The 14,923-nt window shown below is 57.3% G+C and carries 12 protein-coding genes; 1 reads left to right on the top strand and 11 read right to left on the bottom strand.

Features of this window, described 5'->3' with window-relative positions; genetic code table 11:
* Nucleotides 1-6: 6 nt before the first annotated feature.
* From APU11_RS21085 to APU11_RS21125, 9 genes are all read right to left on the bottom strand, one after another.
* Nucleotides 7-1,056, bottom strand: coding sequence for a chemotaxis response regulator protein-glutamate methylesterase (locus APU11_RS21085; RefSeq protein WP_003859716.1), 1,050 nt, complete (start codon nucleotides 1,054-1,056; stop codon nucleotides 7-9).
* Nucleotides 1,053-1,919, bottom strand: coding sequence for a protein-glutamate O-methyltransferase CheR (gene cheR / locus APU11_RS21090; protein ID WP_008500429.1), 867 nt, complete (start codon nucleotides 1,917-1,919; stop codon nucleotides 1,053-1,055). Before cheR ends, APU11_RS21085 begins: the two co-directional genes overlap by 4 nt.
* A gap of 19 nt (nucleotides 1,920-1,938) precedes the next feature.
* Entirely contained in the window at nucleotides 1,939-3,540 is a 1,602-nt protein-coding gene (gene tap, locus APU11_RS21095; protein WP_029882322.1) for a methyl-accepting chemotaxis protein IV, read from the bottom strand.
* A 44-nt stretch (nucleotides 3,541-3,584) separates the two neighbouring features.
* Nucleotides 3,585-5,252 (bottom strand): methyl-accepting chemotaxis protein II, encoded by a 1,668-nt coding sequence (tar, locus tag APU11_RS21100; protein ID WP_058650811.1) that lies wholly within the window; start codon nucleotides 5,250-5,252, stop codon nucleotides 3,585-3,587.
* An 85-nt stretch (nucleotides 5,253-5,337) separates the two neighbouring features.
* Nucleotides 5,338-6,300, bottom strand: a complete 963-nt coding sequence (locus APU11_RS21105; RefSeq protein ID WP_038420939.1) for a spore coat U domain-containing protein — start codon at nucleotides 6,298-6,300, stop codon at nucleotides 5,338-5,340.
* The gene (locus APU11_RS21110) at nucleotides 6,297-8,681 is read right to left on the bottom strand and encodes a fimbria/pilus outer membrane usher protein (RefSeq protein ID WP_058650812.1); all 2,385 of its coding nucleotides are present in this window, start codon (nucleotides 8,679-8,681) and stop codon (nucleotides 6,297-6,299) included. Before APU11_RS21110 ends, APU11_RS21105 begins: the two co-directional genes overlap by 4 nt.
* Nucleotides 8,657-9,418: a molecular chaperone gene (locus APU11_RS21115; protein WP_038419938.1), complete on the bottom strand. Its 762-nt coding sequence runs from the start codon at nucleotides 9,416-9,418 to the stop codon at nucleotides 8,657-8,659. The genes APU11_RS21110 and APU11_RS21115 overlap by 25 nt, the downstream gene beginning before the upstream one ends.
* Nucleotides 9,419-9,434: 16 nt before the next feature.
* The gene (locus APU11_RS21120) at nucleotides 9,435-9,983 is read right to left on the bottom strand and encodes a spore coat U domain-containing protein (RefSeq protein WP_020687631.1); all 549 of its coding nucleotides are present in this window, start codon (nucleotides 9,981-9,983) and stop codon (nucleotides 9,435-9,437) included.
* A gap of 12 nt (nucleotides 9,984-9,995) precedes the next feature.
* Nucleotides 9,996-10,568 carry a spore coat protein U domain-containing protein gene (locus tag APU11_RS21125; protein ID WP_013096056.1) on the bottom strand — a complete coding sequence of 191 codons (573 nt, stop codon included), beginning with the start codon at nucleotides 10,566-10,568 and terminating at the stop codon, nucleotides 9,996-9,998.
* Between the two features lie 428 nt (nucleotides 10,569-10,996).
* Between APU11_RS21125 and APU11_RS21130 the strand changes: the two genes are divergently transcribed.
* Nucleotides 10,997-12,256, top strand: a complete 1,260-nt coding sequence (locus APU11_RS21130) for a dicarboxylate/amino acid:cation symporter (RefSeq protein WP_047352439.1) — start codon at nucleotides 10,997-10,999, stop codon at nucleotides 12,254-12,256.
* A gap of 104 nt (nucleotides 12,257-12,360) precedes the next feature.
* Here APU11_RS21130 and cheW read toward each other — a convergent pair whose 3' ends face one another.
* Together cheW and cheA are read right to left on the bottom strand one after the other, a co-directional pair.
* On the bottom strand, nucleotides 12,361-12,864 hold the full coding sequence (gene cheW, locus APU11_RS21135) for a chemotaxis protein CheW (RefSeq protein ID WP_013096054.1): 504 nt from the start codon (nucleotides 12,862-12,864) through the stop codon (nucleotides 12,361-12,363).
* A 19-nt stretch (nucleotides 12,865-12,883) separates the two neighbouring features.
* Nucleotides 12,884-14,920 (bottom strand): chemotaxis protein CheA, encoded by a 2,037-nt coding sequence (cheA, locus tag APU11_RS21140; protein ID WP_028027937.1) that lies wholly within the window; start codon nucleotides 14,918-14,920, stop codon nucleotides 12,884-12,886.
* Between the last annotated feature and the right edge of the window lie 3 nt (nucleotides 14,921-14,923).

Here is a 14,923-nt window from a genome sequence, read left to right on the forward strand (position 1 = left end):
CCTGAGTCAAATACGTATTGCCTGTCCGGCACTGATTTTCGCCAGCATCTGCTGGCTTACCTGGCTAAGATCGACCACTTCGCTCACGCCACCCATATTGATGGCCTCGCGCGGCATGCCGAACACCACACAACTTGCTTCATTCTGCGCAATCGTCCAGGCGCCAGCCTGGTGCATTGCAAGCATTCCGGCGGCACCATCGTTGCCCATCCCCGTCAGGATCACCCCAACGGCGTTGCGCCCCGCATGTTTCGCCACCGAATGAAACAGCACATCCACCGACGGACGGTGCCGGTTTACCGGCGGCCCGTCATGAATTTTGATTTGATAGTTAGCGCCGCTGCGCGCCAGCTCCATATGCTTATCGCCCGGCGCGATGTAAGCATGACCCGGGAGCACACGCTCGCCATCTTCCGCCTCTTTCACGCTGATCTGGCACAGCTTGTTCAGACGCTCCGCGAACGAGCGGGTAAAGCCTGGCGGCATATGTTGAGTGATCAGAATACCCGGACTGGAAAGCGGCAATGGCTGGAGTACATGGCGAATTGCCTCTGTTCCTCCGGTTGATGCGCCAATCACCAGCAGTTTTTCCGAGCTGAGTAACGGACCCGCCTTCAGGGTTGCCGGGGCAGCCGTTGGCTTATGGGCCGCGAGCTTCGCGCGTGAGGCGGTGCGGATCTTCTCAGCGATCATTTCGCTGTAGGCCAGCATGCCTTCACGAATGCCAAGCTGGGGTTTGGTGACGAAATCCACCGCCCCCAGCTCCAGCGCGCGCAGCGTAATTTCCGAGCCTTTGCCAGTCAGCGATGAGACCATCACCACCGGCATCGGACGCAGACGCATCAACTTTTCCAGAAAATCAATGCCATCCATGCGCGGCATCTCGACATCCAGCGTCAGCACGTCGGGGTTATATTTTTTAATTAAATCCCGCGCTACCAGCGGATCCGGCGCGGTAGCGACCATCTCCATGTCGCTGTGGCTATTGATAATTTCAGTCATGATCTGGCGCATCAGCGCCGAATCATCGACAGACAATACCCTGATTTTACTCATGCTTTTTCCTTACTCAGCGCATATACCGTTTGCCCACGCAGGCTAAACTCACGCACGAGGTTGCTGAAGTTTTCCGAGTGCCCGGCAAACAGTAAACCGTCAGGCTTGAGCAACGGAACAAACCGACGCAGAATGTCCTGTTGCGTCGTTTTATCAAAATAGATCATGACGTTACGGCAAAAAATGGCGTCGAAAGGCCCCGGCACGTTGTACTGCTTATCCAGCAGGTTAACCGGTGCAAACTCCACGCAGTTCGCCAGCTCCTGGCGCACGCGCACCAGCCCTTCATGCGGGCCGGTACCGCGCATGAAGTAACGCTGAAGCTGCTGAGGCGACAACGTCTTCAGCTCATCCTGGCGATAGACGCCGTTACGCGCCTTCTCCAGCACTTCGGTGTCGATATCGCTGGCGTACACTTTCCAGCGACCCGGCGCCATTCCCAGGGTATCGGCAAGGGTGATCGCCAGCGAGTAAGGCTCTTCCCCGGTCGAGGCCGCCGCACTCCAGACGCGATATTCCCCGGTGCGACGGCGGGCGTGCTCTGCCAGTACCGGGAAGTGATGAGCTTCGCGGAAAAAGGCCGTCAGGTTAGTGGTTAAAGAGTTAATAAAAGCCTGCCACTCGGCGCTGTTCTGGTTCGCTTCGAGCATGCTCAGGTAGCGACCAAAATCATCCAGCCCCAGCGTACGCAGGCGCCGCACCAGACGGTTGTAGACCATGTCTCGCTTATGGTCAGCAAGCACGATCCCCGCACGCTGGTAAATTAACTGACATATCCGACGAAAATGCGCGTCGGACAGCGCGAGGCGCTGTGTCATCTGCAACAATAATGACGTTTGCCCTGGAGGCATTGGTGATGTCATAGCGCCTTCTTAATTACATTCAGGATACAACTGGCACGGCCTGCGACCGCCCGACTTCTGTTACTGCTTCAACGTGCTCTTTGACATTAAATACCGCGACCAGCCCGGTCAGATGATCCGCCTGACTGGCCAGCTGATCGGTTGCCGCTGCCGCTTCCTCCACTAACGAGGCATTCTGCTGCGTGACCTGATCCATCTGGCTTACCGCCTGGGCCACCTGCTCAATCCCGCGACGCTGCTCATCAGACGCCGAGGCAATTTCGCCCATGATGTCGTTCACCCGCGTAACGGAGGTGACAATCTCGTGCATGGTTTTCGCCGCCGTATCCACCAGCGCGGAGCCTTGCTGGACGCGGGAGACAGACTCTTCAATCAGCCCTTTGATCTCTTTCGCCGCGTTGGCGCTGCGGCTCGCCAGGTTACGGACTTCACCCGCCACCACAGCAAACCCGCGCCCCTGCTCACCCGCACGCGCCGCTTCCACAGCCGCGTTCAGCGCCAGAATGTTGGTCTGGAACGCAATGCCATCAATCACGCTGATGATGTCGCCAATTTTCTGCGAACTGGCGGCAATATCCTGCATGGTGCTGGCCACATGAGACGCCTGGTCGCCCCCCTTCTTCGCCGTCATCGCCGCCTGTTTTGACAGGTCTGACGCCTGGCGCGCGTTGTCGGCGTTCTGGCTTACCGTTGCAGTCAGCTGTTCCATGCTGGCCGCCGTTTGCGCCAGCGAGGCCGCCTGTTGCTCGGTACGGGAAGAGAGATCGTTATTGCCTGCCGCAATCTCTGAGATCCCGGTGTGCATGGCATAGCTGCCCTGGCGCACATCGGAGACCGTTTCCCGTAGCGATCCTTGCATCGCCTTCAGGCTGGCAAAGATCGCCGAAATTTCGTTTTTGCCATACACTGCCACCGGACGCGCCAGATCCCCCTTCGCAATGCTGTCGAAGTGGCTGCTGATGATCGCCAGCGGCTGAACAATCATCTTGCGCGACCAGAGCAGCGCGGCACCGGTCAGCAGTGCCGCCAGAATCACCACCACGGTAAAAATCACGCCGGACATGTGGTAGCTCATGCGGCTGCTCTCCCCTGCGCGCTGCACAAACTGGTTAATGTCCTGCTGCCAGGCGTTAAAGCTGTCATCAAACGCCGCCTGTGAGGCCTGCACCGGCGCGCTCATAAAGTCCGAGAGCTGGTTGTTCTCAAGCCAGGTCGCCTGGTGATCCAGATCGCTGTGCCACTGCTCAAAGTTCTTCTTCATGGCAGCTTTCAGCGCTTTCCCTTTTTCGCTGACGTCCTCCTGCGCGGTGAACGTTTTGAACTGCGCGTCGGCCTGTTTAAGGCTGTTGCGCGCCGTCGCCATCAGCGCCTTGATATCATCCGGCGGATAACTCAGCGCGGTTAAGGTTCCCGCCTTGTTCAGCGCAGTGCTTGCCTGCAACAGCACGGCACGCGTTTGTGCCAGTGCGGAGCGCTGCTGATTACTCGCCTCAACTTCCTGCAAATTCTGATAGCCATCGCGAAACGCCCAAAAAGACAACCCGTTACTGCCAACCTGCAACACACCGCAAAGGATCAGAATCAAAAACAGTGTGGTCGAGATACGAATACGATTTAACATCCACGCTCCCATCAAGCGGCAAGCAGCCGCGGTTTAAATGTCAGTCAAAATGTTTCCCAGTTTTCATCATGTCCGTTCGTCGCGGCGCGGGTACGCGTGGCCGCCGGCTCAGCGGCGGGCGCACGATACGTGGCTTGCGGGATGACCGTATTTCCAGCGAGTGAAGCGAGACGAAACGCCGAGACGGCCATCTTCAGACGGCTCGCCTGGTCTTCCAGCGCAGCGGCCGCCGCGGCGGACTCCTGCACCAGAGCGGCGTTTTGCTGTGTCACGCGATCCATTTCCGATACCGCCAGGGCAACCTGGTCGATACCACGACTCTGCTCATCAGAGGCAGAGGCGATTTCACCCATGATGTCCGTTACGCGGGTAACGGCATTCACGATGTCATTCATGGTCTCCCCTGCGCTTTCCACCAGCACGGAGCCGGTATCGACGCGGGAAACCGAGTCTTCAATCAGGGCTTTAATCTCTTTCGCCGCGTTAGCGCTGCGGCTGGCGAGATTACGCACTTCACCGGCCACCACCGCAAACCCGCGCCCCTGTTCACCCGCACGCGCAGCCTCAACGGCGGCGTTCAGCGCCAGGATATTGGTCTGGAAGGCAATGCCGTCGATCACGCTGATGATGTCAGCGATTTTCTTCGAGCTGTCGGCAATTTCATGCATGGTTTTCACCACACCATCCACCACCCGACCGCCACGCTGCGCCGTTTCGGACGCGCTTTCTGCCAGCTGAGAAGCCTGACGCGCGTTATCCGCGTTCTGCTTCACGGTGGCGGTGAGCTGTTCCATGCTGGCCGCGGTCTCTTCCAGCGCGGAGGCCTGTTGTTCGGTACGGGAAGAGAGATCGTTATTGCCCATCGCAATTTCGCTGGTGCCGGTATAGATGGCATCCGTGCCGCTACGCACGTTGGCAACGGTATCGATAAGCGAACGCTGCATATGGTCTACGCTGTTGGCCAGTTCGGTGATTTCATTCCGCCCGGAGACGGTCAGCGTTTTGGTCAAATCGCCGCTCGCAATCTCGCGGATATGGGCAATGACGCGACCCAGTGGGTTCAGCAGGCTATGGCGAATGCCGTACCATACCGCGATCAGCACAATGGCCAGCGCCAGCGCCATCACCGCCATCTGCCATTTGGCAAAGCGGTAATCATTCTGGCTTTCCGTAAAGGCCGAGTGGTAGAGATCTGCGCTGGCTTTGGCGTATTCACTCAGCGCCGCGCCGAGCGCGTTTTGCATTCCTTGTGTCGGCTGGGCGAAATAGGCGTCCATGTTGCCGCTCTCCAGGAACTGGATAAGCTCCGTCAGACCGGCATAGTAGGCGTTATATTTTTCGTCGATGTTCTGACTCACCTGCTCCATGGCAGGCTGCGGGGCGATCTTCTTAAAGGCGTCGTAGTGCTTTGCGGCATCCGCAAGGGTCGCGCGGGCATTTTTCAGCAGATCGGTTTTCGCGCTGCTCTGCTGGTTATTGGGATCCATCATCATGCGGGCGGAGGAGCGGCTCAGGTTGATACGCGTTTGCAGCATCAAATCCCACGTTGACGTGAGTTCACTCTGCTGCAGGCGCAGATCGTTTGAGGCGGCGAAACTGTCCTGATTCTGTTTTAACGACGAGAAAAAAAGCCCACCGGAGATAAGCTGAAGTAGTGCGAAAATGACCAGCACCATCATGAGCATTGTGACAACGCGGATACGGTTCAACATACAACACCTTCTCATAGATTTATTAACGGTGTTATCGGCACAGGCCACAGGAACTTTACATTTGCGAAAGGGAAAAGCGCGGGGGTTAGAACGCCACGTCAACAATCAGCGTGTCGGTATAGGTTCCGGCGGGGGGCGTGGCCTGCCCGGTCAGGACTTTGGCGGTGTAATTGTAGGTACGCAGTAATCCGTCGGTACTGACCTGGGACGACGTCGCACTGGTCCAGCGTTCGGTGCCGCTGCTGCCCCAGCGGTTGGTGGTGGCTTCTTTATAGATGTCGTAACTCATGTAGTTACTGCCGCTCACCATGCGACGAACGTTGTTCAGCGCATTGGCACCATTGTTAATCCCTATGGTATAGGTACTGCCTTTGGTGCAGGTGACGGCGATGGCCTGCGAGACGGTGGGAAAACTTTGTACCAGCGGCGCGCTGTTGAAATTCACGTCCGGGGTGGTCATGGTGCTGCAGTCGTTAGTGACGGTCATGTTGAGAAGGATCGTGGTGGTGGCCGTGCCGGTTTGCGGCGTCAGGCAAAGTCCGGCAGCGCCAACGGCACAGACGTTGTAATTAATGCTGAATGTCAGCAGCACCTGATACGGCCCGGCCGAGACGTTTTGCCCCGGCACCGTACGGAAATAGAGCGGAATGTTGTAGCGCTTCGACCCCAGCAGCCCGAGCAGCGTGTTCCCGCTCCAGGTATAGGCATTACCGATCTGCACTTCGCTGCTACCGCCACAGCCGGAGGCAGCGCACAGGCGCGTGGGTATGACATCGGTAATAGCCGCATTGTCCGTGCGCTTCAGGGTGGCGCGACTGTTGGCGAATATCGATGCCGAGGTGTAAGTCAGCGCCACCGAGTCGTTGGTAAGGAGGTTGAGGACCGTATCGCAGGCCACCACCAGCGTACCGGTGGTTTCCACTTCCCCGGTTCCGCTCAGCGCGAACGAGGTCACGCTGCCAAACGACGCATTCACCGTACTGACGGTGCAGGCCGCGCCGCTGGCACCGGAGAAGAGCAGCAAAATCACCAGCAGATAACGCGTCACCGTGCCTCCCGACATACCAGCGGCCCGTAGGTTTGCAGCCTGTGTTCCGGGTTCGCGCCAACGGTCAGCGTCGCCTGGCACCGTTTGCCCGTCGGGGTGATCACCTCCAGCGAATTGACGTCGCTAAGATTTTCCAGCCAGGCGATCCCGTCATAACCCACCACCGCGTTGCTGCGTGAGGCACGTCTGACCTGGCTGCCCACCGGAATGGCCTGTCCCTCGGCATCATGCAGAATGACGCTTGCCACCCGCTCCTGCTCCATCGGGAAGTCCACCAGATAACCGCTGTGGCGGCGGATCGCAATCCGGCGTTCGGTCTCTTTCAGACGCGTATCGGCAGGCAGATTAAGGGTGTCAATGCGGTAACTGGCCGGGTAATAGGCCGATACGCCGCTCACCAGCAGATAGCCGTTGCGATTCGTTTTGCCGACCGGCTGATTCTCATAGCTGACGGGTACATCCGGTTGACCATCAGTGCTGATCACCACAAAGGCGTCGTTGATTTTATTCGCCGCAAACAGCTCGCCGTCCATCAGCACAATGGAGCCCAGCGCCTCGCTCCACCAGGTCATCATGTCCTTTTCACCGTAGGCCCCACCCTGCACTTCGATATTATTGTTACGCCACCCCAAGGTTCCCTGCTGATAATTGTTCGCCCGCGACTGATGCGCCCATGCCATGTTCCAGCTTAACCCGCCATCGGAAGGCATGGAGTGGTTGTAGTTGATGCGCTGCGTGCTGCCTGCCTCCGGCGTGTTTTCGAAGGTGACTGCGGCGCTGTCCCGTTCCCCAAGCGGGACCTGTAGCGAGAGTGCAACCGTCCAGTCGCCCCGCTGCTGATCACGGCTTGCGGCGAGGTAAAGACTGCTCGCGCCCCACAGGTTGCGGCTCCATGAGAGGTTAAGCAGTTCTGTTTTCTGGCTGTCAAAACTCTCCACACCGATCCAGGCAGCCCCGATATTGCCGTACTGCCCAAGATTAAAAGTCAGGGAATATTGATCGGTATTGCGGCTGAAGCTGGCGACAGGCCGGTCGTTTTCGTCATAGATCGTCGGCTGGTCATAGAGGGCCAGGTTGCCAAAGCCGCGATCGCGTCGCGTATGTTGAGTGGCAAGGCTAAAATCGCTGGTGCTATACTGATAGCCCCAGGCGATCTGCCCGCCCTCATCGCCGCGCATCCGGCTTTGGGTATACGCGGTATTCACAACGCCAAAGTGCCCGAGCTTCACCACCGTCCCGGCCCCACCCAGCACCAGCGACTCCGCCCCTTCCGCGTGAGCTTCAAGGGTCAGCCAGTCCGTTACCCCGTAGCGATACGAACCGCTGCCCGCCGCCGGACCATAGTCAAAATTGTCGATCCCGTAGTTGCGCCGCAGGCTTCCCAGCGTCACCGCCCCATCGCTCAAGCCGCGTTTAAGCAGTTCGCTGGTGACATAGAACGGCAGCGTAGTGCTCACCTGCCGTCCCAGCGCATCGGTGGTGATCAGCACCGCGTCCCCGGCCCCGTTAATATAGGGCAGATTCGTCAGGGTAAAGGGGCCCGGCTGAAGCTGCGTAGAGCCAGACCGATAGCCATTAATAAAGAGATCGACCGAGGTGGGAACCGCTGCTTCCCCGGAGAATTCCGGTAGCGGCCAGGTCACCAGATCCGGGCGCAGGGAGAAGTCACGCCCGTAGCTTATCCCACCCATACGCACGCTGGAGCTCCAGCTCAGGGCATCGCTGATCACATCCCCGGCCGTCCAGGTGGTGGCGTCCTCTTCGTTGGTGACCAGCAGGGTGGTGTCATAGCGCACATATCCGGCCTGCTGGCCGTCATCGCCAGCGAAATTTTTCCGCACATAACCGGTAGAAGAGAGCGAGCCGCGTTCATTGAAGTAGCGGAACTCATGCCACAGAGAAGCCTGGCCGCCCACGTGTTCCGTGTGGTTGGTATAAAGATCGTAATTCAGCAGCGCCCCGCGCCCAAAGTGAGGTTTGCTTTGCGCGGTTTGCCCGCCAAAGGAGGTCACCCGGGAGGCCACCCATTCGCGGGGCACAGTGAGCAGCAGACGCTGTGCGGCGCTGTCGTACTCCACGCGAACCTGAGCAAGCGATGAGAGATCCACCTCGCCGGTCGGCACATGCTCCGGCGGCAGCCCGACACGCAGCAAATCGGCGCTCGAGACAAAGTAAGCGCCTTTACGCTGCGTCACGGGCACCACCAGACCGGTATCGTAGTGGTTCACTATGAGGCCAAGCTGAAAAACCACCTCATCGTTCACCGCCCGGGCCTCGGGAGGCGGCGGTAAACTGTCATCGCCGGGTTCTGCCCAGGCGCTGGTCGTGACGCAAAGCAAGATCATCATCGCCGGTTTCAGTTGACGGGCGTCGACTGCCATTGTTCATCCCTGGCGTTAATCTGCGCGCGCATCTGGTCTGGCTGCCGAATTCCGGCCGGGATGGCCCAGCTGCGGGTACTGCCCGCCAGCACGTAGCCCAGCAATCCCTCAGCAACAGGACGTTTCTGCCCGCCCTGCACCAGCGAAACCTGACTGAGCCTGACGTGTACATCTCCCCGGTTGTTAACCTCCAGGTGAGGCTGTCCGCCCTCATTTTTTACCCGCCAGCTGAGGTTGTGCGTATCCACAAACGCATGGTGCGCCCCCTCTTTGCTTGTCGGGATCCCCTGCCCATAGACAAAAAGGGGAATGGAATAACGCATCTGCAGTTTGAGGCCGATAGCCGGTTCGGCTTTGTTATCCGGCTGAGGAATTTCATCGACAATAATGCGGTAGGCCTGCTCGACCCCTACCGGAACCGTCCCCTGTTTGATAAGACGAATCAGCTGCTTGCTGCCCGCTGCGATGGTGACAATTGGCGGGCTGGCCACCACATCCTGCTGAGCACTGTAACGTTCGAACCCGCCCTCCTGCTTCCAGCGCACAATGCGTACCTGCATGGTGGTTGGGCTGTTTCCTTGATTCTGGATCCACAGCTCCGTGGCTTTGGCATCAGCCGCCAGCCACGGATCGATAGGCCATAACAGAATGGTGGCGGCGGCCTGCACCTGGCCTGCCGCCACGGCCATCACCCCCAGCAAACTTCCCAGACATATGCGCCTGAAATATGCCGTCATCGACTCTCTCCCTTTATCACCATGACAAGGTCACGGTAAGTTGATCAGAATAGGTTCCTGCCGGGCTGAACCCGGTCAATAGCGCCACGCCAAACAGCGGCAGCGCGATGTTATTGCTGTTGGTATAGGTGACCGGAATCGCCTGGTTGACCCCTATTTCGCTGTTCGCCGCAAGTGAACTGCTGCTGTAAAGCCGGTATCCCACCACGTCGTTCCCGCCGTTGCGCGTCATTCGCCGCACGGAGGCGTAATTCTGCCCGCCGTTAATACTCATACTCAGCGCCACGCCTGGCGTACAGGCGATCGAGAGTGCCCCGTTTGGTACGAAGCTGGTGCTCACCGGAGCACTCTCCACGCCGGTATGGGTACCGAAGTTCAGCGTGCCTAACAGCCCCCCACTGCCGGTGCTCACCGCGCATCCCGGCACAATGGTCGCGCTGACCTTAAATGACTGCGACGTGACGGCCATAGCGACCGGCACCAGCGCCAGCCCGAGGATCAGCGTAAAAAAAAGATGCACGATCCCCTCTGCGCAGTGGCGCAGACCTGAAAAAGCGGTCTTCATGGGCTAAGTGGGCTAATAGGTTACGCTGACATTTATGGTGTCGGTGTAGGTCCCCGGTACCACCGTAACGCTGTTTCCGCCGCCGGTAATACGCCCGTAGAGGGTGTAACTGTCCACCCCACCGGCCGTGGACGCGATCGGCAATGCCGCGTTATTCGCCACAACGTTATTAAATCCGCTGTCGCTATACAGGCTGTATGCCACACCCTGCGCCGTGTTGGTGGTGTTGATCAGATAGCGGGCGGGTGTCCCCGTCGTGCCAACGACGGTGCCCGGCGCAGTGGAGTTGGTATTCCCGGTTATCGCCACCGTGTAGCTGGCGGTTGTACATTGAATCGTGAAGGTGTTTCCGCCGCTGGCACCGGTCAACTGCGTCGTCAGGGTGGAAAAGGTTGCAGGATGGGTCCCGAAATCCAGTGTCCCGAAGTTAATGCCGTTTTGGGTGGGCGATCCATTAATCAGACACCCGTTTGTCAATGTCAGCGTCGCGCCGATAGTGCCACTACTGGTGACCGCCAGCGCCTGATGGGCGGTTGTCGCGGTTAACAGAATGCCAGCGCAGGTCAAAAGGCGTTTTCTTTTCATTTACCACCCTCCAGAAGACGTCTCCGTTCACGTACAACAATTTAGTTTTAACGTTCAAGATGTTAGCCCCGCTTAATGTTCCTCCGAGGGGGTTATTGAGAATTTAGTTTATGGTTATCGCTTCGACCACTGGCGGCCATGTCAGTCACCCCCTTGTCCGATTGACAGAGAAATGATTTTAGAAACATTGGGTTATTGATTTATAAACGGAATTTACCGAATGTTGCCTGAGGATATATCCCATTAAAGTGTGATAAGCGTCACAATATATCGTCGCAGCATTAGCAACAAAATTAATAAAATTTAAAAAGGAGTTGTATCTCCCCCCGCTTTACTTCAATTTATGTGCCGAATAATTTCCCGCGCAGTAATAAAAAATCCATATATATCTGCGCGGGCGACATCTACAGCGCATAGGGGTCTTTTTCGTGGCAAGTGCAAACAAACTTACGCTCTTCATCGTGATATTCATGCTGGCGGGTATTCTTTCAGGGGCGGCCATTCATGAATACGCATCTGCGGATGCCATCAAAACCTGGTCGGATAACATTACGCTTCTCACCGATATTTTTCTGCGACTGATCAAAATGGTGATTGCACCGTTGGTCTTCAGCACGCTGACGGTCGGCATTATGAAAATGGGCGAAACCTCGACTATTGGCCGCGTAGGCGGTAAAGCGATGGTATGGTTTATCAGCTCATCGGTACTTTCTATTCTGGTGGGGGTGTTTATTGTCACTCTGGAGCATCCAGGCAGCGGTCTGAACCTGACGATCCCCACTGAAGCAGTGGATACCGGGCTGGCCGTCGGCGGCATGACCCTGAAAGCGTTCCTCTCCCACACCATTCCGACCAGCATTGCCGGGGCGATGGCGAACAATGAAATTCTGCAAATTGTAGTGTTCTCCATGTTCTTTGGCATCGGCGGCGCGTCGCTGGGCCAGAAATTCAACGCCCCGCTGGTCGCGGCGCTGGATGTGGTATCCCATATCATGCTGAAGGTCACGGGCTACGTCATGTATGTTGCCCCGCTGGCGATTTTCGCTGCGATCTCGTCGGTGATTGCCACCCAGGGTCTCGGCATTCTACTGAACTATGCCTCCTTTATTGGCGGCTACTATGTGGCGATCCTGCTCACCTGCATGGTGTTGCTGGCAGTGGGTTACATGGTGCTGAAAAAAGAGGTGTTCCGCCTGCTCAGCATGCTGAAAGATCCGGTGCTGGTCGCCTTTACCACCAGCAGCTCCGAGGCAGCGTATCCGAAAACCCTTGAGCAACTGGAGCGATTTGGCTGTTCGCGCAGCATCGCCTCTTTCGTCCTGCCAATTGGGTATTCCTTTAACCTGGTCGGTTCGATGGTCTACTGCTCTTTTGCCTCAATGTTTATCGCTCAGGCGTACAATATTCATTTGAGTTTCTCTGAGGTTACCGTTCTGATGCTGACGCTGATGCTGGCATCAAAAGGCATTGCGGGGGTACCACGCTCTTCGCTGGTGGTACTGGCGGCGACCATCCCAAGCTTTAATATTCCGGTGGCGGGTATTCTGCTGCTGATGGGGATCGACCACTTCCTGGATATGGGGCGTTCCGCCATTAACGTGCTGGGTAACGGGATTGCAACCGCGATGCTGTCGCAGAATGAAGGGGCGCGGGAAGCTGAAGCGGAGCTGGTAGAGCAGGAAGTGTAAGAGTACAAAAGGGGTGTGGCCTGATGCCCTCACCCCACCCCTCTCCCACCGGGAGAGGGAGCAAACACAAAAAACGGCAACCTGGATTGCCGTTTTGCATTTACCTACGCTACATGGTTCGCCGCGATATCCAGCAACGCCATCTCTTCGCTGTTCAACAGCTTCTCGATGTTTACCAGAATCAACATACGCTCACCCAGCGCCCCCAGCCCCGTCAGGTACTCGGTAGACAGCGTGACCGCAAACTCCGGCGCCGGACGGATTTGGTCAGACGTCAGTGAAAGCACGTCAGACACGCCATCCACCACGATACCGACCACGCGCTGCCCCAGATTGAGGACAATCACCACGGTGTTATCGTTATACTCCACATCGCCCTGGCTGAACTTCACGCGCAGGTCAACGATAGGCACAATCACGCCGCGCAGGTTGGTGACGCCTTTAATAAACGCTGGCGTGTTCGCGATGCGGGTAACCTGATCGTAACCACGAATTTCCTGCACTTTCAGGATATCGATGCCGTACTCCTCATCGCCTAAAGTGAATACCAGGAACTCCTGTCCTGATGGCTCGCCCGCCAGTTTCGTTACATTACTCATACCGGTCATGTTCTTACCCTTTACTTAATCAGGCGGCTGTGTACGCCACACGTTGTTCACGATTTAATCCCTGAAGCGCCGACACGTCGACGATCAGCGCCACGCTACCATCACCCAGAATGGTGGCGGCAGAAATACCCGGCACTTTGCGGTAGTTGCTTTCGAGGTTCTTCACCACCACCTGGTGCTGACCAATCAACTGGTCAACCAGCAGCGCGTAGCGGCGACCCGCACTTTGCAGGATCACGACGATACCCTGCGTGGCCTCTGTTTTCGCCCCGTCGACTTCGAAGACTTTCCACAGTTCCACCAGCGGCAGGTATTCCCCACGCACTTCGAGCACCCGCTCGCCACCTGCCAGTGGGTGCAGATCTTCTTCACGTGGCTGCAGTGATTCCATTACCGCGTTCAGCGGCAGAATGAAGACTTCGTCCGCCACTTTCACCGACATACCGTCGAGGATCGCCAGCGTCAGCGGCAGCAGAATACGAATGGTGGTACCAGAACCTTGCTTAGACTGGATTTCGACGTGGCCGCCCATTTCCTGAATGTTACGCTTCACCACGTCCATTCCCACGCCGCGTCCGGAGACATCCGTCACCTGCTCGGCGGTTGAGAAACCCGGGGCGAAGATCAGCATGCCCACTTCTTCATCGGTCATGTTTTCGCTGACCGCCATCCCCTGCGAAATCGCCTTCGCCAGGATACGTTCGCGGTTAAGGCCCGCGCCGTCATCGGTTACTTCAATACAGATGTTCCCGCCCTGGTGCTCCGCAGACAAGATCAGGTTACCGACCGGGGATTTTCCGGCGGCAATACGGTTTTCCGGCAGTTCGATACCGTGGTCCAGGCTGTTACGCACCAGGTGCGTTAACGGATCGATAATGCGTTCAATCAGGCTCTTATCCAGCTCGGTGGAGCTACCCATCAACGTCAGTTCAATCTGCTTATTGAGTTTACCGGCCAGGTCGCGCACCAGACGCGGGAAGCGGCTAAAGACGTACTCCATCGGCATCATACGGATGGACATCACCGATTCCTGCAGATCGCGGGCGTTACGCTGTAACTGCCCCATGCTGGTAATCAGATCGCCGTGCGTGACCGGGTCCAGTTCGTTAGAACGCTGGGCCAGCATTGACTGGGTAATCACCAGCTCGCCGACCAGGTTGATCAGCTGGTCAACCTTCTCTACGGCAACGCGGATGCTGGTCGATTCGCTGGAGCGCGCCGCCGGTTTTTCACCACGGCCCGGGGCAGCAGCCTCTTTAGGAACAGCTTTCAACGCCGGGGCAGCAGGGGCGACCGCGGGCGCAGCAGCCTGAGCCACAGCGGCAACCTCCTCCACTGCAGCAGGCGCGTCAACGGCAACCGCTTCCGTTTCAAAGGCGATTTGATCGGCTTCGATAACAAAACACAGCACTGCCACGATGTCGTCCTGGCTGATACCGTCATCGAGCGTCGCAGCAAGGCTGTCTTTGCCTTTTACCACGTTGCTTAATGTCGCCAGGTTACCCAGCTCCTCTTCCAGCAGGTTGACTTCGTTCTCTTTCAGGCGTGACAGCACAACGCGCAGTTTCCCCGCTTTAGCGGCGGCAGGTGCTGCATCTTCAGCGGCTGGCGCATCAACAACGCTCAGTTTGGCTGCAGGAACAACGGCTGCGGCAACCTCACCTTTTGCTTCCAGCGCAAGCTGGCGCAGCGCATTGCAGATGTATTCAAAGCTGGCGGCATCAGGCTCTGCCGAACTTTTATAGGCGTCGAGCTGTTCCTGCATAATATCTTTGGTTTCCAAAAACAGGTTGATAATGTCGGTATTGAGCTGCATCTCACCGCGTCGTGCTTCATCAAGCAGGTTTTCCATTAAATGGGTGGTTTCCTGCAGGATGGTAAATCCAAATGTTCCGGCTCCGCCTTTAATGGAGTGCGCAGCGCGGAAGATGGCATTGAGCTGCTCGGAGTCCGGCGCTTCTGGCACCAAATCCAGCAAATGTTGCTCCATATCCGCCAACAATTCGTCGGCTTCATCAAAGAATGTCTGGTAAAAATCGCTAATATCCATGCTCACGCT

It is taken from the genome of Enterobacter sp. 50793107 (assembly GCF_001463365.1).
GTDB lineage: Bacteria > Pseudomonadota > Gammaproteobacteria > Enterobacterales > Enterobacteriaceae > Enterobacter > Enterobacter cloacae.